Source organism: Duganella rivi (assembly GCF_009857435.1).
Classification (GTDB): domain Bacteria; phylum Pseudomonadota; class Gammaproteobacteria; order Burkholderiales; family Burkholderiaceae_D; genus Rugamonas; species Rugamonas rivi.
Genome location: NZ_WWCK01000001.1, coordinates 47798 through 68362 on the forward strand (window position 1 = coordinate 47798; position 20565 = coordinate 68362).

Annotated in this window: 22 protein-coding genes; 6 read left to right on the forward strand and 16 right to left on the reverse strand. The window is 61.1% G+C overall.

What is annotated here, in order from left to right; genetic code table 11:
* The first annotated feature begins 40 nt into the window (after positions 1–40).
* Genes rfbB through rfbC form a run of 3 tightly spaced genes read left to right on the forward strand, consistent with a single transcriptional unit; the run spans position 41 to position 2543 of the window.
* Positions 41–1108: a dTDP-glucose 4,6-dehydratase gene (rfbB, locus tag GTP45_RS00200; protein WP_161011885.1), complete on the forward strand. Its 1068-nt coding sequence runs from the start codon at positions 41–43 to the stop codon at positions 1106–1108.
* Entirely contained in the window at positions 1108–2001 is an 894-nt protein-coding gene (gene rfbA / locus GTP45_RS00205) for a glucose-1-phosphate thymidylyltransferase RfbA (RefSeq protein ID WP_161011886.1), read from the forward strand. The genes rfbB and rfbA overlap by 1 nt, the downstream gene beginning before the upstream one ends.
* Complete coding sequence (gene rfbC / locus GTP45_RS00210) at positions 1998–2543, forward strand: dTDP-4-dehydrorhamnose 3,5-epimerase (protein WP_161011887.1); 546 nt, start codon at positions 1998–2000, stop codon at positions 2541–2543. Before rfbA ends, rfbC begins: the two co-directional genes overlap by 4 nt.
* Here rfbC and GTP45_RS00215 read toward each other — a convergent pair whose 3' ends face one another.
* Both GTP45_RS00215 and icd read right to left on the reverse strand, forming a co-directional pair.
* A complete protein-coding gene (locus tag GTP45_RS00215; RefSeq protein ID WP_161011888.1) occupies positions 2544–3650 on the reverse strand; it encodes an acyltransferase family protein in 1107 nt (368 codons plus the stop codon).
* Between the two features lie 161 nt (positions 3651–3811).
* Positions 3812–5065, reverse strand: coding sequence for an NADP-dependent isocitrate dehydrogenase (gene icd, locus GTP45_RS00220; RefSeq protein ID WP_161011889.1), 1254 nt, complete (start codon positions 5063–5065; stop codon positions 3812–3814).
* 126 nt (positions 5066–5191) lie between these two features.
* Here icd and GTP45_RS00225 point away from each other — a divergent pair, with 126 nt between their 5' ends.
* Both GTP45_RS00225 and GTP45_RS00230 read left to right on the forward strand, forming a co-directional pair.
* Complete coding sequence (locus GTP45_RS00225; protein WP_161011890.1) at positions 5192–5752, forward strand: pseudouridine synthase; 561 nt, start codon at positions 5192–5194, stop codon at positions 5750–5752.
* A gap of 73 nt (positions 5753–5825) precedes the next feature.
* On the forward strand, positions 5826–7106 hold the full coding sequence (locus GTP45_RS00230; protein WP_161011891.1) for an HD-GYP domain-containing protein: 1281 nt from the start codon (positions 5826–5828) through the stop codon (positions 7104–7106).
* 76 nt (positions 7107–7182) lie between these two features.
* Here the strand turns inward: GTP45_RS00230 and rpsT are convergent, their stop codons facing one another.
* Positions 7183–7449 (reverse strand): 30S ribosomal protein S20, encoded by a 267-nt coding sequence (rpsT, locus tag GTP45_RS00235; RefSeq protein ID WP_092281579.1) that lies wholly within the window; start codon positions 7447–7449, stop codon positions 7183–7185.
* 195 nt (positions 7450–7644) lie between these two features.
* On the opposite strand from rpsT, the gene murJ reads away from it, so the two are divergent.
* Positions 7645–9183 (forward strand): murein biosynthesis integral membrane protein MurJ, encoded by a 1539-nt coding sequence (murJ, locus tag GTP45_RS00240; RefSeq protein WP_161011892.1) that lies wholly within the window; start codon positions 7645–7647, stop codon positions 9181–9183.
* Between the two features lie 63 nt (positions 9184–9246).
* Here murJ and GTP45_RS00245 read toward each other — a convergent pair whose 3' ends face one another.
* The 13 genes from GTP45_RS00245 to GTP45_RS00305 form a co-directional block, all read right to left on the reverse strand.
* Entirely contained in the window at positions 9247–9738 is a 492-nt protein-coding gene (locus GTP45_RS00245; protein WP_161011893.1) for an FxDxF family PEP-CTERM protein, read from the reverse strand.
* 229 nt (positions 9739–9967) lie between these two features.
* Positions 9968–10702: a type II secretion system protein gene (locus GTP45_RS00250; protein WP_161011894.1), complete on the reverse strand. Its 735-nt coding sequence runs from the start codon at positions 10700–10702 to the stop codon at positions 9968–9970.
* 1 nt (position 10703) lies between these two features.
* Positions 10704–11075, reverse strand: a complete 372-nt coding sequence (locus GTP45_RS00255) for a type II secretion system protein (protein ID WP_161011895.1) — start codon at positions 11073–11075, stop codon at positions 10704–10706.
* 2 nt (positions 11076–11077) lie between these two features.
* The gene (locus tag GTP45_RS00260; RefSeq protein WP_161011896.1) at positions 11078–11551 is read right to left on the reverse strand and encodes a type II secretion system protein; all 474 of its coding nucleotides are present in this window, start codon (positions 11549–11551) and stop codon (positions 11078–11080) included.
* Between the two features lie 13 nt (positions 11552–11564).
* Positions 11565–13553 (reverse strand): secretin GspD/PilQ domain-containing protein, encoded by a 1989-nt coding sequence (locus tag GTP45_RS00265; RefSeq protein ID WP_161011897.1) that lies wholly within the window; start codon positions 13551–13553, stop codon positions 11565–11567.
* Positions 13553–14095: a hypothetical protein gene (locus GTP45_RS00270; RefSeq protein WP_161011898.1), complete on the reverse strand. Its 543-nt coding sequence runs from the start codon at positions 14093–14095 to the stop codon at positions 13553–13555. Before GTP45_RS00270 ends, GTP45_RS00265 begins: the two co-directional genes overlap by 1 nt.
* Positions 14092–14655 (reverse strand): hypothetical protein, encoded by a 564-nt coding sequence (locus GTP45_RS00275; protein ID WP_229258283.1) that lies wholly within the window; start codon positions 14653–14655, stop codon positions 14092–14094. Before GTP45_RS00275 ends, GTP45_RS00270 begins: the two co-directional genes overlap by 4 nt.
* A complete protein-coding gene (locus GTP45_RS00280) occupies positions 14640–15188 on the reverse strand; it encodes a hypothetical protein (RefSeq protein ID WP_161011899.1) in 549 nt (182 codons plus the stop codon). The genes GTP45_RS00275 and GTP45_RS00280 overlap by 16 nt, the downstream gene beginning before the upstream one ends.
* Positions 15185–15979: a hypothetical protein gene (locus tag GTP45_RS00285; protein ID WP_161011900.1), complete on the reverse strand. Its 795-nt coding sequence runs from the start codon at positions 15977–15979 to the stop codon at positions 15185–15187. The genes GTP45_RS00280 and GTP45_RS00285 overlap by 4 nt, the downstream gene beginning before the upstream one ends.
* Positions 15972–17645 carry a GspE/PulE family protein gene (locus tag GTP45_RS00290; protein ID WP_161011901.1) on the reverse strand — a complete coding sequence of 558 codons (1674 nt, stop codon included), beginning with the start codon at positions 17643–17645 and terminating at the stop codon, positions 15972–15974. Before GTP45_RS00290 ends, GTP45_RS00285 begins: the two co-directional genes overlap by 8 nt.
* Positions 17642–18838 (reverse strand): type II secretion system F family protein, encoded by a 1197-nt coding sequence (locus tag GTP45_RS00295; RefSeq protein WP_161011902.1) that lies wholly within the window; start codon positions 18836–18838, stop codon positions 17642–17644. Before GTP45_RS00295 ends, GTP45_RS00290 begins: the two co-directional genes overlap by 4 nt.
* Positions 18839–18851: 13 nt before the next feature.
* Complete coding sequence (gene gspG / locus GTP45_RS00300; protein WP_161011903.1) at positions 18852–19295, reverse strand: type II secretion system major pseudopilin GspG; 444 nt, start codon at positions 19293–19295, stop codon at positions 18852–18854.
* An 85-nt stretch (positions 19296–19380) separates the two neighbouring features.
* Positions 19381–20427, reverse strand: a complete 1047-nt coding sequence (locus tag GTP45_RS00305; RefSeq protein WP_161011904.1) for an acyltransferase family protein — start codon at positions 20425–20427, stop codon at positions 19381–19383.
* Positions 20428–20565 lie beyond the last annotated feature (138 nt).

The window sequence follows — 20565 nt, forward strand, 5'->3', positions numbered from 1 at the left end:
ATCCTTATAACTAATTCAACTTTTTGTGTGGGAACGACAAATGATTTTTGTGACAGGCGGCGCCGGCTTCATCGGTTCTAACTTCGTGCTTGACTGGCTGGCACAGTCAGACGAGCCAGTACTCAATTACGACAAGCTGACTTACGCGGGCAACCTCAACAACTTGGCGACACTCAAGCAGGACGCGCGCCACACCTTCGTGCGCGGCGACATTTGCGATCAGGCGCAGGTGCTGGCCCTGTTCCAGCAGCACAAGCCGCGCGCGGTGGTGCACTTTGCAGCGGAAAGCCACGTCGACCGTTCCATCCTCGGCCCGGGCGAATTCATCAACACCAACATCAACGGCACTTTCAGCCTGCTGGAAGCGGCGCGCGCCTATTGGTCTGCGCTGCCGGAAGACGAGAAGTCGGCCTTCCGCTTCCTGCACGTGTCCACCGACGAAGTGTACGGCACGCTGGGCCCGGATGATGCGCCGTTCAGCGAAACCACTGCGTTTGCGCCAAACAGCCCGTATTCGGCCTCCAAAGCAGCATCCGATCACCTGGTACGCTCGTACTTCCACACCTATGGCTTGCCGGTGCTGACGACCAACTGCTCGAATAACTACGGCCCGTATCACTTCCCGGAAAAGCTGATCCCGCTGATCATCGCCAACGCGCAAGCGGGCAAGCCGCTGCCGATCTACGGCGACGGCCAGCAAGTGCGTGACTGGCTGTATGTCAGCGACCACTGCGCCGCCATCCGCCGCGTGCTGGAAGCCGGCCGCCTCGGCGAAACCTACAACGTCGGCGGCTGGAACGAAATGGCCAACCTCGACGTGGTGCACACCCTGTGCGACATGCTGGACAAGCTCAAGCCTAAAGCTGCCGGCAGCTACCGCGATCAAATCACCTTCGTCAAAGACCGTCCGGGCCACGACCGCCGCTACGCCATCGACGCGCGCAAGCTGGAACGCGAACTGGGCTGGAAACCGGCCGAGACCTTCCAGACCGGCATCGCCAAGACCGTGCAGTGGTACCTGGACAATCAGGCTTGGGTAGCCGACGTGCAATCGGGCAGCTACGCCAAGTGGGTGGAAACCAATTACTTCAATCGCGAGGGGCAGTAATGAGCAACAAGCGCAAAGGCATCATTCTGGCGGGCGGCTCCGGCACCCGCCTGTACCCGGTGACGATGAGCGTCTCCAAGCAGCTATTACCGATTTACGACAAGCCGATGATCTATCATCCGCTGACCACGCTGATGCTGGCCGGCATGCGCGAGATCCTGATTATCTCCACGCCGCAAGACACGCCGCGCTTCAAGGATTTGCTGGGCGACGGCAGCCAGTGGGGCATCAGCATCAGCTACGCGGTGCAGCCTTCGCCGGACGGCCTGGCGCAAGCCTTCATCATCGGCAAAGAGTTTGTGGGCGATTCGCCGTCGGCGCTGATTTTGGGCGACAACATCTACTACGGTAACGATCTGGACGCCCTGCTCCGCCACGCCACCGAGCAAACCTCGGGCGCCACCGTGTTCGCCTACCACGTGCAAGATCCTGAGCGTTACGGCGTGGTCGAGTTCGATGCGAACCGCACTGCCGTATCGATTGAAGAAAAGCCGCAGCAGCCAAAGTCCAACTACGCCGTCACCGGCCTGTATTTCTACGATAGCCAAGTGTGCGATATCGCGGCCAGCATCAAACCATCGGCGCGCGGCGAACTGGAAATCACCGACGTCAACAAGGCCTACCTCGAAAAGCAGCAATTGAACGTAGAAGTGATGGGCCGCGGCATGGCGTGGCTGGACACCGGCACCCACGAGTCGCTGCTGGAAGCCGGCCAATTCATCGCCACCATCGAGAAGCGCCAGGGCTTGAAAGTGGCATGCCCGGAAGAGATCGCCTACCGCAAGGGTTACATCAACGGCGACCAGCTGCGCAAGCTGGCCGAGCCGCTGAAGAAAAACCAGTACGGTCAATATCTGCTGCAAATCCTGGAAGATAAGGTGATCCCACGATGAACGTCATTAAAACGCCACTGGAAGGCTTGCTGGTACTGGAACCGCGCGTGTTCGGCGACGACCGCGGTTTCTTCTTTGAGAGCTTCAACGCCAAGCGCTTTGCCGAGCTGACCGGCGTCACTGCCGAGTTCGTGCAAGACAATCACTCGCGCTCGAAGAAAGGCGTACTGCGCGGCATGCACTACCAAATCCAGCACGCGCAAGGCAAGCTGGTGCGCGCCACCGCGGGCACGGTGCTCGATGTGGTGCTCGATATCCGCAAGAGCTCGGCCACCTTCGGCCAGTCGTACAGCATTGAGCTGTCGGCCGAGAACAAGCGCCAGCTGTGGATTCCGCCCGGCTTCGCGCATGGCTTCGTCGTGATCTCCGAGACCGCCGAGTTTCTCTACAAAACCACCGACTACTGGGCGCCCGAGTACGAGCGCTCGATCCTGTGGAACGATCCAGCCGTGGCCCACGCATGGCCGCCGGAACTCGACGTCATGCTCTCGGCGAAAGACCAGGCAGGCGTGCTGCTGGCCGATGCCGAGGTGTTCGAGTAACTAGGCAGATGGACGGACATAGCGGCGCACGATCACCACGCACTGATCCGTCCACGCTTTCACGGCTGCGATGACGACCTTCTTCTGGTTCAGCACCGGCAACTCAACGCCCTTCCACGACAAATAGCCAAACACAGAAGCGACTGCCAGCGAGATCAGGAAATTCTCATGCCACGCCCGGAATTCCGGCAGCAACTGGTAAGTCGCTTGCTGGATGGCGAAGCCGTACAGATAGATGCCATACGAAATGTCGCCAGCCCACAGCACCGGCGTGCGGCGCACATTGAGCAAGCCGATGTAGACGGTCACATACGCCACTGTAGGCGCCGCCAGGAAATCGGTCTCCGGCCGCTGCAACAGCAGCCAGGTGGCGGCCACGGCGCCGCAGAACAGCGAGAAACTGTGCGGGATTTTTTCGCGCAGCAGATAAATCGCCACGCCCCAGAAGAAGGCCCACACTACCGAGCGGCCGCTAGGCCGGCCCGCGTAGTGCATTTCCCAGTAGGTGAAGTTCATTACCGTGAAAACCAGGGTTGCCGCAATCAGCAGGCAAAGGAAAGCCATCGGCCGGCGATGCAGCGACAGCAGGAACACCACCGAGATGCCGATGTAGCACTTCAGCTCGTAAGGAATCGTCCATAGCTGTACGTTGACCACCTTCGAGTTGTTTTGCTCAAACACGCCCGGCAGGTAGTACTGAATCTCGCCCAGGATATTCAGGAAATAGCGGGCGAAGGTGGGATGGGTAAAGTACTCCGACAGCGGCAGCGAGGTCAGCAGCACCCCAATCAGCAAGGCCGAGATCACCACCTCGCAGCACAGCGCGGGAAAGATGCGCAGCACGCGCAAGGTAAGGAAAGTCGGCAAATGCTCAGTACGCACCAGGCTGCCGGCGACCAGGAAACCGCTCAGGGCAAAGAAGCTCGGCACCAGGAATTCGATGAGCGGGCGCAGCGGGCCGGTATAGAACGGCCGTTCTGCTGCAGCGCCATAACAAACCATCACGGAGTGCCACGCGATGATGGCTACCGACAAGATAATGCGCAGGTAGTCAAAACCCGTCGGACGATGCGATGCAAGGACAGACTGCTGCTCTAGACTAAACATGGGAGCTCCGATCAGGAAATGACTTTATTTACATGACATATTTGCAATATATTTAGTATATAGATAATTATGGTGCGTCGCAAAATATTTCGACCGTCCAGGCATAAAAAAACCCACCGGATCGCTCCGGTGGGTCTTTTGAGAGAGGGCTAAAGCCGGTTTTACATCTGCTCGATCATCACGTCGCCGAAGCCCGAGCACGACACCTGGTTGGCGCCTTCCATCAGGCGCGCGAAGTCGTAGGTCACTTGCTTGGAGTTGATGGCTTTTTCCATCGACTTGATGATCAGGTCGGCGGCTTCCGTCCAGCCCATGTGGCGCAGCATCATCTCGGCCGACAGAATCATCGAGCCTGGGTTGACGTAGTTTTTGCCGGCGTACTTCGGCGCGGTGCCGTGGGTCGCTTCAAACATGGCCACCGAGTCCGACAGGTTGGCGCCCGGCGCGATGCCGATACCGCCCACTTGCGCCGCCAGCGCGTCCGACACGTAGTCGCCGTTCAGGTTCAAGGTGGCGATCACGCTGTACTCCATGGGGCGCAGCAGGATCTGCTGGAGGAACGCGTCGGCAATCGAATCCTTGATGGTGATGTCGCGGCCGGTCTTTGGATTCTTGAACTTGCACCATGGGCCGCCGTCAATCAGCTCGGCGCCGAATTCTTTTTGCGCCAGCGCGTAGGCCCAGTCACGGAAGCCGCCCTCGGTGTACTTCATGATGTTGCCCTTGTGGACAATGGTCACCGATGGCTTGTCGTTGTCGATCGCGTACTGGATGGCCTTGCGCATCAGGCGCTCGGTGCCTTCCACCGACACCGGCTTGATGCCGATGGCCGAGGTTTCAGGGAAGCGGATCTTGTTGGCGCCCAGTTCGTTGACCAGGAAATCGATCAGCTTTTTCGCGCCTTCGCTGCCTTGGGTGTATTCGATGCCGGCGTAGATGTCTTCCGAGTTTTCGCGGAAGATCACCATATTGGTTTTTTCCGGCTCCTTCAGCGGCGACGGCACGCCGCTAAAGTAGCGCACCGGGCGCAAGCAAACGTACAGATCGAGTTGCTGGCGCAGCGCCACGTTGAGCGAGCGGATGCCGCCGCCGACCGGCGTGGTCAGCGGGCCCTTGATCGAGACCACGTAGTCCTTGACCGCCGCCAGCGTTTCTTCCGGCAGCCACACGTCCGGGCCGTACACGCGGGTCGATTTTTCGCCGGCAAAAATTTCCATCCAGCGGATTTGACGCTTGCCACCGTAAGACTTTGCCACTGCGGCATCCACCACTTTCAGCATCACCGGGGTGATGTCGAGACCGGTGCCATCACCTTCGATATAGGGAATGATCGGGTTATCTGGTACATTCAGGGAAAAATCCGCGTTGACGGTGATTTTCTGGCCGTCCGCCGGTACGTTGATATGTTGATACATCTGATGATTCTCCGAAGGGGATAGTCCAAGTCTTCTATAAGATATAAGACGGTTGTTTCACATTATGCACGAGTATGTAGTGAGGCGCCATGACTTTCAAGCCTACACCAATTTCCGCTTTCTATAATGCCCCTGATTTTATTCAATAAACCGTTTCAAGTGCTGTGCCAGTTCTCGGCGCAAGACGACAAGGCCACGCTGGCCGATCACCTGAAGATCCCCAACATCTATCCAGCCGGCCGGCTCGACTACGACAGCGAAGGCCTGATGCTGCTGACCGACGACGGCAAGCTGCAGCACGCCATTGCCCACCCCGACCACAAGGCCGGCAAGACCTACCTGGTGCAAGTGGACGGCGTGCCGGACGCCGCCGCCATGACCAGGCTGCAAGCCCCAATCGACCTCGGCGATTTCGTCACCAAGCCTTGCCACGCGGTGCACATTGCCGAGCCCGAGTGGCTGTGGCCGCGCAATCCGCCGATCCGCCAGCGCGCCGGCCAGCCCACCAGCTGGCTGGCGATCACGCTGCAAGAAGGCAAGAACCGCCAGGTGCGGCGCATGACGGCGGCAGTCGGCCTGCCGACGCTGCGGCTGGTGCGCAGCGCCATCGGCAACATCTCCCTGGCAAGCCACCCGCTGATGCCGGGTGAGTGGATGGAAGTGTCGCCCAAAGACCTCAGCCGCTAGCAGCTCGACAACACTTGCCCGATTACTTGCTCTATTATTAGGCAGCTAGGCGCCGCCGCGCCTGGAGGATGCCATGCCTGCTGAACCGAGCGCCGACTACACCGAGTCCCCCTACTACCTGCAAGCCGTGGCCGCGCTGGCCCGGCGGCAGACCGTGACCGCGCACGAGGACATCTACTGCGACAACGGCATAAAGCTGGTGTCCAAGGGCACCGAACTGGGCGAAGAACAATTCCAGCGCCTTGCCCGCCACAAACTCCACGAGCCGCTCGACAATATGCTGATCAGCGAGCGCGCCATCGACGCCGCCAGCCTGTCGATCGAGGCCGGCAAAATCCTGGAACACGATCCCATTTACGCCCGCCTCGCCAACCGCAGCGGCGATCCGCTGGCGGTCAAGCACGGCCTGGCCGCGCTCAAGCTGCCGCCGCCACTGCTGATGCGGCTGACCGTGCTGCGCGACCAGCGCCAGGAGATGTTCCAGCACACCCTGCGTACCGCCATCATCGCCTATGCGCTGGCGCAGCGCCTCAAGCTGCCGCCGCCCGAGCGCCAGGTGCTGCTGCTGGCCGCGCTATGCCACGACCTCGGCGAGATGCACACCGACCCCATGCTGCTCGACAGCGGCCATGCCATCACGCCCGACGAGCGCCGCTACGTGCACGTGCACCCGCTCGCCAGCCACATGGTGCTGAACGCGATCAAGGACTTCCCGCCGGCGGCGCGGCAGGCGGTCTTGCAGCACCACGAGAGGATGGACGGCAGCGGCTATCCGCACGGCCTGCGCGCCGACAAGATCACGCCGCTAGCCAAATTGCTGGCGGTGGCCGACGTGGCCGAAACCGTGATTCGCCGCTTCGATTTGCCGCGCCTGGACATGCTGGCGCGCCTGCACCAGAACCGTTTCGACCGCGCCGCCGCCGACGCGCTGCGCGACCTGATCCACGCCACCCCGGAAGACGCCCTGCCGATGCCGCAAGAGCAGCTGGACGCCGCCACCAAGCTGGCCCACCTGTCCGACGTGCTGCGCGCCTGGTTCGCCCAGCGCAGCGTGTTCGAGCACATGGTCGCGCCGGCCGAGCCGGAACGCTCGCCGCTGGCCTTCCTGTTCGAGCGCATGAACACCATCCGCCAGCTGGTGCTGCAAGCGGGCTTCGATCCCGACCGCAGCGAGAGCATGCTGTTCATCGCCCAGGACGATCCCGCCATCTTGTTGGAACTGCGCACCATGCTCGATGAAATCGAGTGGCTGCAACTCGACCTCGCCAACGAGATCGACCGCCGCTCGGCCGAGCTGCAAGGCCTGTCGCCGCAACCGCTGCACGCGCTGCTTCAGCACCTGCGCCCGGGCTAAACCAAACGCACAAACGACAAAAGCCGCACTGGCAATGCCAGCGCGGCTTTTCGCTTGGTCTTCCTGAAAAGGAAAATTAAGCTGCCAGTGCTTTCAAAGCAGCGGCCAGACGGCTCTTGTGGCGAGCTGCCTTGTTTTTGTGGATGATTTTCTTGTCAGCGATGCTGTCGATAGTCGACACCGAAGCTTGGAAGATGGTCGTCGCAGCAGCTTTGTCGCCAGCTTGGATCGCTTTACGCACAGCTTTGATAGCGGTACGCAGGGTCGAACGCTGAGCCGAGTTGTGAGCGTTTTGCTTAACTGCTTGACGAGCGCGTTTACGCGCTTGTGCGGTATTTGCCATGAAATTTCCTAAACAGGTAAATGATGCGTTTGCAAACGTTAATGTTTGGCAAACAGGTGCGTCCTAGGTTGCCATAAGAGCGAACCGTGTGAGTCAAACTACTGCCTGCCAAACATTAATGTCTGCGCAACAGAATTTTGTACAGCCTGTGATTATAGCGATATTTATTGGCAGGAGCAACTATAATCACGTCCCATGAACTTGCTTAAGACACTTACCGCCATCTCCAGCATGACCATGCTGTCCCGGATCACCGGCCTCCTGCGTGAAACCTTGATCGCCCGCGCCTTTGGCGCCGGCGCCATGACCGACGCTTACACGGTCGCGTTCCGCATCCCTAATCTATTGCGGCGTTTATTTGCCGAGGGCGCGTTCTCGCAAGCCTTCGTGCCGATCCTGGCCGAGTACAAGAACCAGCAGGGACAGGAAGCCAGCAAAAAGCTGGTCGACCACGTCGCCAACACACTGGTGTGGGCCACCTTGATCGTCACGGTGATCGGCATTATAGCCTCGCCGCTGTTTATTTACCTGATTGCCAGCGGCCTCAAGGAGTTCGACGCGGCGGTCTGGATGACGCGCCTGATGTTCCCATATATTAGCTTCATGGCCTTCGTGGCCATGGCGGGCGGCGTGCTCAACACCTGGCGCGAGTTCAAAATCCCGGCCTTTACGCCGGTGCTGCTGAATATTTCGTCGATTCTGGCTTCGCTGTTCCTGCAACAGCACCTGGCCCAGCCGATCTACGCCATGGCGATTGCCGTGTTCGTGGGCGGCGTGCTGCAAGTGGCGATCCAGGTGCCGGCGCTGGTGAAAATCGGCATGCTGCCGACGCTGTCGTGGAATCCGGCAGCAGGACTGGGCGACCCCGGCGTGCGCCGCGTGCTGAAGAAGATGGGGCCAGCCGTGTTTGCCGTCTCGGCCGCGCAGATCAGCTTGATGATCAACACCAGCATCGCCTCGCGGCTGGAGACCGGCAGCATCTCGTGGCTGTCCTACGCCGACCGCCTGATGGAATTCCCCACAGCCCTGCTGGGCGTGGCGCTGGGCACCATCTTGCTGCCCAGCCTGTCCAAGGCCAAGGCCGACGACGACACCCAGGAATACTCGGACTTGCTGGACTGGGGCCTGCGCCTGACCTTCCTGCTGGCGCTGCCGGCGGCGGTGGGCTTGGCGGTGCTGGCCGAGCCGATGATCGCCACCCTGTTCCACTACGGCGCCTTCACCGACGAGGCGGCGGCGCAATCGGCGCGCCCGCTGATTGCCTACTGTGCCGGCCTGCTTGGCATTATCCTGGTGAAGACGCTGGCGCCGGCCTTCTACGCGCAGCAAGACATCCGCACTCCAGTACGCATTGCCATCGTGGTGCTGATCGCTACCCAGCTGATGAACCTGTTGTTCGTGCCTTATTTGCGGGTGTCCGGCCTGGCCTTGTCGATCGGCCTCGGCGCCTGCCTGAACGCGGCTTTCTTGTACACCGGCCTGCGCAAGCGCAATATCTACCGCCCGCTGCCGGGCTGGCCGCTGTTCTGCGTCAAGCTGGTGATCGGCTGCGGCCTGATGGGCGCGGCTGCATGGTTCGGCTCGCAGCAAATCGATTGGATCGGCTTGCAGCACCATGCCTTCCTGCGCCTGGGCGCCCTGCTGCTGCTGGTCGGCCTGTGCGGCGCGGTCTACTTTGGCGCGCTGCTGGCGATGGGCTTCCGCCTGCGCGACTTCAAGCGCATCGCCCGCTAAGCCCACAAAACGCCGGACGAAAAAAAACCCGCTCAAAAGCGGGTTTTTTTACGCTAGCAGAAATTAAGCTGCTTTTTTGGCTTTGCGGCGAGCAACAGCACCAACCAGTGCCAGGCCACCCAGCAGCATGCCGTAGGTTGCTGGTTCTGGAACAGCGCTCACGCTGATTTCGCCCGAGTAGCCGAACTTGGTGCCGGTGTAGCCAGGGGTTTTGATGCCAACCAGGCTCAGCGAGAATGGGCCGGAACCGGTGTAGTCGAAGTCCAGGAACTGCAGCTTGCCGCCCGAGATGGTGCCGACTACGCTGCTCGAACCACCGCTCAGAACCGAGCTACCCCACTTCACGTTCTGCGAGCTCAGGGTGATGTAGATGTTGTAAACGCCAGCGCCCAGGCCGGTGAAGGACAGGACGTCATCGCCGTCGGCCAGCGTGGTGCCTACGCTGTCGAAGGTGATCAGGTTGGTGGTGTTCAGGGCGATCGACTGGTCATCCGCCATGGCGCCAAACGAAGCAGCGGCCAGTACTGCACCGGCAACGATAGATTTCAATTTCATGTGATTTTCCTTAATCAACGAATTGTGGCTGCTTTGCGTCAACCACTTGGTGGGTTAATAGGAGTACTGCTGAGATGAATCATAACATAAACACATTAATTACGATTGTAAATTTTCTATTTTTAATTTCTTTTAAACAACTGCTTTCGCATCGCAAAATAAAACTATCTGCGGTGCACCATTTCGGGCTACCGGGAAGTAGCTTTTGGTGAGAAAGTTGGTATTTTTTTTACTCTAAAACCGGTTCGGCTGGCGGCTTTTCCGGCTCTGTCGCAGGGGCCTGCTCAGAGTGAGAAACGGGCTCATCAGGGGCTGGCAGCGTGCTTTTTTCAGCCTCGTCCGCTGTGACTGCCACGGTCGAATTTGGTGCAGCTGAAATTTGTGGTGTTTGGGCGTTGTTTTGTTGTAACGCAGGTACACTTTGGGCAACTTGTGCTTGATTTTCGCTATTTTCAATCGTGCGCGGGGCTTCGGTGGCGATAGCGAATTTCCACTCAGAAATACGACTTTTGCCTGCAAATCCAGAATATCGTGCGGGAAAGTTACCTATTTTCACAGGTCGTGCATCCGACAAACTGTAGACGGCCAGCACGCCCATTTTGTCGCCTAAATAAACAATGCCCCATTCGGCCTTGCCGGTCATCGGATCGACAAAAATCTTGCGCAAATGGCGGCGCATGCCAGGGAAACGGGGATCTTTGAGCAGATCTTTGAGCGACGGCGGCTGCGTCGGCATTCCTTGCGGCGTGGCGTCGGCGTAGCTTTTGAGGGCGTCGCTAAAGGCCGCGCCGATATCGAGCAGCTCTTGCTCTGCCCTGCTGCGCTGCAACACTGAACCTAGTTTTATGGCCGAGGCGGTGACCATGGCAACGATTGCCACCACGATTATCAAGCTCAAATAGGTGAATCCGCGCGCAGCCTTGACGCGGCGCGGCAAGCGGCGCAATGTTGTTTCTTCGGCCATATTACCAATCGGCGTATGGCTTGCCGCTGCGGTCGTTGCCGGCGGCGCTGCTGCGGATGTTGTAGACGCTGCCCTTGGTGTTGTCCTCCGGCGGCACGATCGTCCATGCTGCGTCGCTCTCGGCAATCGGGTCGTACGGCAGCGCGCGCAAATAATGTTTTTCTACCAATTGCTCCAGCGAATCCGGGTAGCGGCCGGTGTCGCCGTAATATTGATCCAGCACCTGGCGCACATTGCGCAGGTTGTCGGCCAGCACCACTTCCTTCGATTTGTCGATGCTGGGGAAGTAGCGTGGAATGGCGAGCGTCAGCATCAAGGCCACAATTCCCAGCACCACCAGCAATTCGATCAGCGTGAATCCTTTGCGCTTCATGGTCACCACTTCTTGTACGGTACGCCGTTCAGGCCGGGCTTTTCACTGAGGCTGTAGACGTCGTAGACGTCCTCGCCCTCTCTTGGCGAATCAGCCTCGCTGGCATAACTGCGCTTGCCCCAGGTTTGCGCGTCGCTCAGCATGGCGTCGGCATTGAACGGGTCGCGCGGAATGCGGCGCAGGAAAAAGATCTTGGCTTGCTTGGGGTTTTGCAGATCCGGCGTGCCTTCGACCAGTGCTTCCAGTGTTTTCGGGTAGCCGCTGCCGGCCAGCGACTTGGCAATGCGGCCTTGGTCGTAAGCGAGCTTGTAAGCGTCCAGCGCGTGGCGAATCTCGCGCAGCGACTCGCGCAAGTCCTGCTCCTGGCGGCGCTGCACCACCACTTGCGCAGTCGGGATCACCAAGGCGCTGAGCAGGCCGAGGATGGCCAGCGTCACCAGCAGCTCGATCAAAGTGAACCCGCGCGCGCGCTTCATTGCCCTGCTCCGCTTACTGCTGCACCGGCGGTGCGGCTTCAGGCGCCGGCGACGGCTCGGCCGCAGGCGCTTGCACCGCCTGCGGTTGCGCGCCTTGCGACGGCGGCAGCGGTGCAGGCTGTGATTGCGATAGCGGAGTTGCTTGCACCGGCGATGGCGCAGGCGCTGCCGCACCGGTGGCTGCGGGCGCAGGCGCCGGCGCCTGCCGGGCCGGCGATGCCGGCAGCGGCACGGTGGCGCGCGGCGTCAAGTCCGGGCGGCGGCGGAAGCTCGCCTCGGTGCCGGCAGAGAATTCGGAAGCCGAGGCTTCTGGACGCTGCACGTTGCGGATCAAGTGCGGCGTAATCGACAGCACAATCTCGGTCTTCTGATTATCGTCGCGCTGCTTGCCGAACAAGCGGCTCACGAGCGGCAGCTCGCTAAAGCCCGGCACCTTATCCGACGAATTGCGCTCCTCGTTGTTGATCAAGCCCGCCAGTACCTGGTTCTCGCCGTCCTTCAATTGCAACATGGTCGACGCCTGGCGAGTGCCAAGTTGATAGGCCATGGTGCCGTTCTTGGTGGTGATGGCGTTCACCAGATTGCTGACCTCCAGCTGCATGCGGATCGCCACCTCGTTATTCAGGTAGATGGTCGGCTCGGCGTTCAGCGTCAGGCCGACGTCCACGTAAGTCACCGAGTCGCTGGCGAAGCCGCCCACGCCGGAGGATACGGTGGAGGTAATCACCGGCAGCTTGTCGCCGATGACGATCTTGGCTTTCTCCTTGTTGCGCACGCGGATGCGCGGATTGGCCAGCAGGTTGGAGTCAGCGTCGTTCTTGTTGGCGGTGACCGACAGGTTCACGCCGGTGACACCGATGGTGCGCTGGTTCAGATTATTCAAATCGCGCACGGTGATGCCGGTGCCGCCCGAAGTGGACAGCGGCGCGAAGCCCAGGGTAGTCGGCCACACTACGCCAAGATCCATCAGGCGCGAACGCTTCACTTCAAGGATTTCCACTTCCAGCATCACTTCCGCTTCCGGCGCATCCTGCAATGAAATCAAGCGCTCGGCCAGGCGAATGGCTTCCGGCGTGTCGCGCACGATGATCAGGTTGAGCTTTTCATCCACCACCACGTCGCGCGACTTGAGAATCGTCTTGAGCGTATTGGCCACCAGCTTGGCCTCGGCATTAGCAAGGAAGAAGGTCTTCACCGTCATCTCTTGGTATTCCTTGAGCTTTACCGCCACGTTGGGATAGATCAGGATGGTATTGGCGTCCATGACTTGCTGCTCCAGCTGATTGGTCAGCAGCAGGAAGTAGATGGCCGATTCGACGGTGCTGTTCTTCAGCAGCACAGTGGTCTTCTGATCGGTCTTCACATCCTTGTCGAACACGAAGTTCAAGCCCGAGCGGCGCGAGATCACTTCAAACACCTGCTTCAGCGGCGCATCGCGGAACTCGATGGTAATCGGCTGCTTGTAGGATTTCGACAGGCCCGACTCCACTGCCGGCGGCGCACTCTTGTCGGCGACTTCGCGCAGCATGGCGCGCGCCTTGTCGCTGTCCGGCGATTCGGTCAGGATGGCGTTGAGCTTTTGCTTGGCCAGTTCATACTCGCCTTTGTTGAGGTGCTGGGTGGCGGCTTCCATCAACCTGGCCTGGCGGCTGTCGCGATCCAGCGAACGCAGGCCGGCGACGGCGCGCTCGTTGCGCGCGTCAAGACCCAGCACGCGGCGGTAGCCCTGCTCTGCCTGCGCGGCGCGGCCCTCGGATTGGTCACGCTCGGCAGCTTCCAGCAAGCGCTGGACGGCGCGATCGCGCGCACTCAGATAAGCGCTGCGGTATTGCGCGTTGGTCGGATCGGCCTGCACTGCCTCCTGGTATTTAGCGAGACCCGCTTCGATCTGATTTTTCGAGATCAGGTCATTGCCGTCGCGGTAGGCCATTTGCGCGGCGCAGCCGCTCAGCAGGATGGCCAGCGCAGCGCAGCGGCCTATGGTCATAAGAAGGCTAGCCATCACTCAAGTGCTCCAATATTCATCTGTTGTTGCTGATTCAAAGGCATATAGGTCAAGGACATCAGCGGCGGCGCAATCTTCTCGACGCGGTAGACGCCATCGATCACGGTTTGATTGCGCACCGAGTAGGTCTTGTCGCCGCGCGCGAGGAACACTTCCCACGCGCCGTCCGCCAGCGCCTTGCCGATGTAGGTGAACGGCATTGGCGGCGCCACCGGCGCCGGCGGCGGCGTGTTCGATGGCGGCGGCGGAGGTGGCGGCGGCGGATTCCAGTTCTGGCCTGCGAACACGCCCTCGCCCGAGGCGAAGGTAGCGTCGCCAGCTTCGCCCACCAGCTGCGCGCGCGGGATCAGCGGCAGGATCACGGCGTCGGCTTGCTGCGGCTTGTCGCTGCCGGCGGTGCGTGGTGCAGGCGCTTGCGCCGGCGTGTTGGTGCGCGCCACCGGTTCGGCAATGCTGCCGGAAGGCGAGTTATCGCCAAACAGCACCAGCCCTGCGGCGCCCACCAGCGCCAGCACCATCACTATCTGATAGGGCTTCATGGCTCGGCATCCTTCAGGTACAAGGTAAAGCGCAAGCGCGCTTCCACCGTGGGGTCGGCAATGGTGTCGCGGCGGAAGCCCACTTCATCGAGCGAGGCATACGGCATGGCGCGCAAGCCCTGCATGGCGAACTGCCAGATCGATTGATACGGCCCTTTCACCGGCAAGATGATTTGGTAAGTGCTGACGCGGCTCGCCTTGTCGTAGCCCGCCTTGTACTCGCCTTGATTCAGCACCAGGCTGGACTTGGCGGCAAGGTCGAACAGCACTTTCACTTGCTGCTCGGCGTAGCGCTTCTCGCCCAGCGTATCGTAGAACGCAGCGAGGTTTTGATTGGCCGACGGCGGTGGCGGCGGCGTTACCAGCGCGGACGGCGCGGGCAATGGCTGCGCCATCACGCGTGCTTGCGCGGCGCGCTGCGGCAGCAGCCATGCCCACGCTGCCACGCCGGCGATGCACAAGGCAATCGCCACGCACGCCGGAATACCAAGACGCAGCACGGCAATGCGCGCGCGCAGCAGCAGCGCCGCCACATTCACTTGATTCAGCGCGGCTGCCATGTGGCCTCCAATTGGAATCGCAATGGCCGGTTAGGGTCGGCGTCGTTGATTTCATGGCGAATCAGAATCACGCCGCTGAAACTCTCCTGCTCTTTCAGCGCTGCCACATAGTCCACCATATCGTCGCTGGTCTTGGTTTCAGCGGTAATCTTGAGGATGCGCTTGCGTGGATCGGGTTCCATTGCCACTAGCGCCACCGTGCGCGGCGTGGCGGCCAGCACCGCGTCCTGCAGCTCGCGCCACGGCAGATTCAGTTGCATCACCGCGCCGTTGACGAAGCTGGCCTGCGCTTCAGGAATGACAACACGCGCCACTTCCGCTGCGGGACGCTTCGACAGCGCGGCAACGCGTTCCCGCAAATGCTCCACTTGATGCGCGCGTTCACGCTGCTGCTCAACCAGGTGCCAGCCGCCAAGCGCCGCACCGGCGCACAGCAGCACGCCCACGCCGGCCAGCGCCAGCACGGCGGGATGGACATGGAACAAAGTGCGGCGCGCGCTGCGCGGTGCGAAATCGATCTTCATGCTTTTCATGCCGCGCCTCCGTTCAACACGCTGCATGGAATCTGAGCCGAGCTAGTCGCCGGTTTGATCCACGCGGCAGGCGCGTTGCCATGCACTTGCAGCAGCGACGGCGCCTCCATATCCAGCAGCAGCGCTTCGCGTTGCAGGGTTTGCGTCAGCCAGTCTTGATCTGCGCCTTGTGGAATCGGCAACGCGCGTACGGCACGCAAGCCTTTGCCATCGGTTTCAGTGGCGGCCAACGTCAACAACTGCTCGTGCACGAGGCCAAACCATGCGCCCTGCTTGAGGCCATGGCGACTCGTGTTCCATGCGCTGACAAAGCGCGGCTCGATAGCGACGGTGGACAGCTTGCAGTCCTGCGCCACCACGCGCAGCGCGGCCAGCAAGGCACGCGGCACGGCGGCGGCGAAGAACGGCTGCACCGCATCCCAGTCAGCCGAGACTTGCCACGCCGCAGGCACCTCGCCGTACAGCGATTGAAAACGCAGAGCGGCCGCCGCTTCCAGGTCGGCCATGCGCGCTGCGCCAGCCGGCGGCGTCACGCGCCACATGCGGGTCAACTCGTCGGACAGTACAAAGCTGACTGGCCAGCCTTCCACGTTCAACTCGCCCAGCACGGCGCGCAAGGCGTTGGCAATGGCGTCTGCCGGATGGTCGCCGGATGGCGCGATCTGCTGCGAGGCCAGCGTTTCCGGCGCGGTTGCGGCGCGGCCCGGGAAGCGCCAGCGAGCTACGCGCTGCACGCTCACGGCATGCGGCGCGACGTCGATGCGCAAGAATTGTCCGATCGCTCTACGCATGCAAGGTCACCCGTTTAATTTCAGTCAGCGTGGTGCTGCCGCGCTTGACCAGTTCCAGCGCGGCCTGACGCAGGCTGCGCGTGCCATTTTCGTGCGCCGCTTGTTTGATCTGGCGGATCGGCCGCTTGTCGACAATCAGTTCGCGGATTTCGTCGTTCAAGGTCAGAATCTCCGCGATGGAACGGCGGCCTTTGTAGCCGGTGCCGCGGCAATCGCCGCAGCCCTTGCCCTGCATGAAGCGATACTCGTAGACATCGGCGCGCGTCATGCCGACACTGGCCAGTTCGTGGTCGTCCGGCGTGTATTCGGTGGCGCAGTGCGGGCAGTTGGTGCGGATCAAACGCTGCGCCCAGATGCCGTTCAGCGCCGATACAAACGCATACGGATCGATGCCCATGTGGGTGAAGCGGCCGAACACGTCGAACACATTATTCGCGTGCACGGTGGTCAGCACCAAGTGGCCGGTCAACGCCGACTGCACGGCGATTTCCGCCGTCTCGCGGTCGCGGATTTCACCGACCATGATTTTGTCCGGGTCGTGGCGCAGGATGGAGCGCAGGCCCTTGGCAAACGTCAGGCCCTTCTTCTCGTTGACCGGGATTTGCAGGATGCCCGGCAGCTGGTACTCGACCGGATCCTCAATCGTGATGATTTTTTCGCGGCCGTTGTGGATCTCGGTCAGTGCAGCGTACAGCGTGGTGGTCTTGCCGGAACCGGTCGGCCCGGTCACCAGCAGCATGCCGTAAGCTTCTTGCGCCAGAGTGCGCAGCGTGGCCAGCGACGGTGCATCGAAGCCCAGCGCTTCCAGGGTCAGCGAACCGTAAGCCTCAATCATGGCGCGCTTGTCGAGAATACGGATCACCGCATCTTCGCCGTGGATGCTCGGCATGATGGAGACGCGCAAATCGATCTCGCGTCCATTGGCCTCCACGCGGAAGCTGCCGTCTTGCGGCACGCGGCGTTCGGCGATGTCCAGCTCCGCCAGCACCTTGATGCGCGAAATAATTTGCTCGGCCACGTCCATGCCGTTGACGGCAGTGGCGTGATCGAGCACGCCGTCCACGCGGTACTTGACCGCCAGGCCGCCAGCCGTGCTTTCCAGGTGAATGTCGGACGCGCCGGCTTTCAGCGCATCGTAAAGCGTTGAGTTGACCAAGCGCACTGCCGGACTTGCGCCTTCCGACACCGAGGCAAACGACAGCACCGCCGCCGTCTTGCCGTCGCGCCGTCCTTCGCTGGCGCCAGGCAGCAGCGAGTCGGTGGCGCGCGCCGATTCCTCCTGTTTGGACAGATAGGCTTGAATATCGGCCTGCAGCGCAAGGCGCGCGGCCAATGGCGCCGACGGCGTGGCGCGCGCCTGCGTGCCGAGCCACGTTTGCAGATCGAGGTCGAACGGATCGGCAATCACGCCCACCACCGTGTTGTCCTGCGTGCGCAGCAGCACGCAGTGGCGCGCCATCGCTTGCGACAGCGGCAGCAGATCCCACGCCGGTTCGTAGGCCAGCATATCGACAGTCTCCAGCACCGCCATGCCGAACGGCTGCGCCAGCGAACGCACCAGCAAGCGCGGTTCGGCGCCGGTCAGCGCTTCCAGTTCCTCCACCAGGGTGCGCTTGGATTGCTGGGCCAAGTGGCGGGCCCGCGCCAATAACGCGGTGTCGATCATGACATATCTCCAGCCAAATCAAAGATCGGCATATACAGCAGCACCACGATAGCGCCGACCACCAGGCCGATGGCCGCCATCAGCAGCGGTTCAAAAGTACGCGTGAAACGTTCGATCCAGCGGCTGATCTCACCGTCGTAAAAAGCAGCGGACTGGGTCAGCATCGGCCCCATGTCGCCGGTGCGCTCGCCCACGCGCAGCATGCGCAGCGAAATCGGCGTGGTCAATTGACTGGCTTCAAAGGCAGTCGATAGCGGCAGGCCCGCTTCAATATCGGCGCGCGCAGTTTGCAGGTTCTGGCGCATGGCGTTCGACACCATGCCCTGCACCGTCTCAATCGCGTGCACGATGGTGATGCCGCCCTCGCTCAACATGCCGAGCGTCAGATACAGCCGCGATAATTCGTAAATGCGCACGCGCTCACCGATGCCGGGCAGCTTGCCCAGCAAGCGCGCCATGCCGCCATTGGCCAGCAGGCGGCGCACGCCCAGTCCCAGTGCGGCCAGCACGGCGGCAATGCCGGCCAACAGCAGAGTGGTGTGCGAGCCGGCGAACTGGCCCCAGTTCAGCATCTGCTGCGACAGCCATGGCAGGTTGCGGCCGGCGCCTTGATAGACCTCGGCAAAGCGCGGCACCACATAGCCGATCAGGAACAGGCTCACGCCGCCGCCGACCAGCAACAAAATACAAGGATAAATCGCCGCCGACACCAGCTTGGCGCGCACGATGTCGATGCGCTGCTGGTAATCGATGAAGCGCGCCAATGAACGCGGTAGATCCGAGGTACCCTCGGCCGCTTTGACAATGCCGACGTACAGCGGCGGGAACAAATCCGGCTGCTCGGCCAGTACGGCAGAAAAGCGCTGCCCTTCGCGCAGGCCGCCCAGCAAGCGTTCCAGCACGCCGCGCGTGGCCGGATTGTTTTCCTTTTCCAGCAAGGCTTCCAGCCCTTCGACGATGCCCAGGCCTGCGGTCAGCAGCGCCAGCAGCTCCTGACTGAACAGCACCAGCGAGAGCGCGCGGCGCTTGCCGCCGCGTCCCGGCAGGCCCAGTCGGCCCTGCACCGGCGTGATAGCGCTAACGAACAAGCCGCGCGCTTCGACCTGCCTGCGCGCATCGGCCTCATCGCGCCCATCGATCACCAAGTGCGAGATGACCATATCGGCCGACAGGGTGCGTACGTCGAACTGCATGGGTAGGCGCCGCTTAGCGCGAGGTGATGTCGGCGTCTTCGCCCTCACCGCCCGGCTGGCCGTTGCGGCCTTCCGAGGTGATGATGAACTCAGCGCCGGCCTCCGGGCCCTTGTACTTGTACGGATGGCCCCACGGATCGGGCGGGATGCCCTTCTTCAGGTAAGGGCCGTTCCACTTGGCGCCCACGCTAGGGGCGGTGGTCACCAGCACATTCAAGCCTTCTTCGGTGGTCGGATAGCGGCCGACGTCGAGGCGGAAAGTGTCGAGCGCTTTTTCAAACGCTTCGATCTGCGCCTTGGCGATGGTCACTTCCGATTTGCCCAGTTGGGCGAAGTATTTCGGCCCCACGTACGCAGCCAACAAACCGATGATGACGATCACCACCAGCAGTTCCAGCAAAGTGAAACCGGCCGCCTTGCGCAAGCCGGTCTTGCCGCCTTTAATTACCACTTCCATCCACGCAACTCCTCTGCGATTAACTAGCTGGCTTAAAGTCAGAGGCTACCATGCGGTTTGCATCTCAGACAATCTTTTCTTGCACTCAACCACCAGCGGTGCGCGTCGGCAACGACAGGCGCAAGCTCCACGAACGCGATTGCAGCCAACGCAGCAATGGACGCTCGACAAAGTAGTACGCAGCGCCACCGGCAGCTAGCGATGCCACCAACACGGCAATGAAGGTTACCGCCGGGCCGGCCAGCGTGTAGAGCGGCGTCTTGAGGGCGATTTTCAAGAACAGGCCCATGGTGGCGAGATGGGTCAGATAGATGGAGTAAGAGGCGTCACCGAGGAAGCCCAGAACCTTGGGCACGGCAAATTTGTAGTGCGCCTCCATCTGCGTCAGGCCGGCAATAAGGGCGGCAAAGCCGGCGGCAATCACAATGCCGGACAGGCTGTAAGGCAAGGCCACCCAGAAGCCCACGGCCAGCAACGCGAGGCCAACAGCGAAGTCAACCACACCCTTGCCGCGCTGCTTGTAGCGCCAGTAGGCCGCCATCCCGAGCAGGAAATACAGCGAATATGCCGAGGTGTAGACATTTAGCGCAGTGCGCTCATGCTCGCCGGGGAAGTGATACAGGGCGATCGCAACGACAGCCAGCACGGCCATGGCGATCATGCCGAGCCGTTTGTTGAGCAACAGCAGCGAGAACACGGCGTAAAACTGCAACTCATGGAACAGCGTCCAGGCCGGCGCCAGCGGCGGCGACGAGGCATTGACGCGCACCAAGGTGATCGTGGTCAGCCAGTCGGCCAAGCTTTTCGGCACGTTGGAATCCTGCCCAAAGCCCATCATCACCAAGAACACAAAGGCGCCCGTGTACAGCCAGTAGACCGGGAACAGGCGCGAAAAGCGACGGTAGGCAAAGTGCCCCCACTTTTCCGGCTTGCCGATATCGCGCTCGTGGGCAAACAGGATGATGAAGCCGGACAGCACGAAGAAGAAGTCCACGCCGAGGTGACCGCGGCTGGTGTAGTCAATGAAAGGACTCACCCCGCCGTAGCGTGGCAACAACATGTAAATGGAGAGGTGAAAAGCAACAACACTAATGGCGGCTAAAGCCCGCCCAGCTTGCAGGGTTCTCAGCATGATGTCCTCGGAAAGGGTGGATGATCGCCACCTGTCCCGAGTTGACGAACGAATAAATTTGACCTGTTATTATTTTTGCCACGTGACTAATGATATCAATTTATCTCTTAATGATCTAGCAAATTACGATTGCCGCGG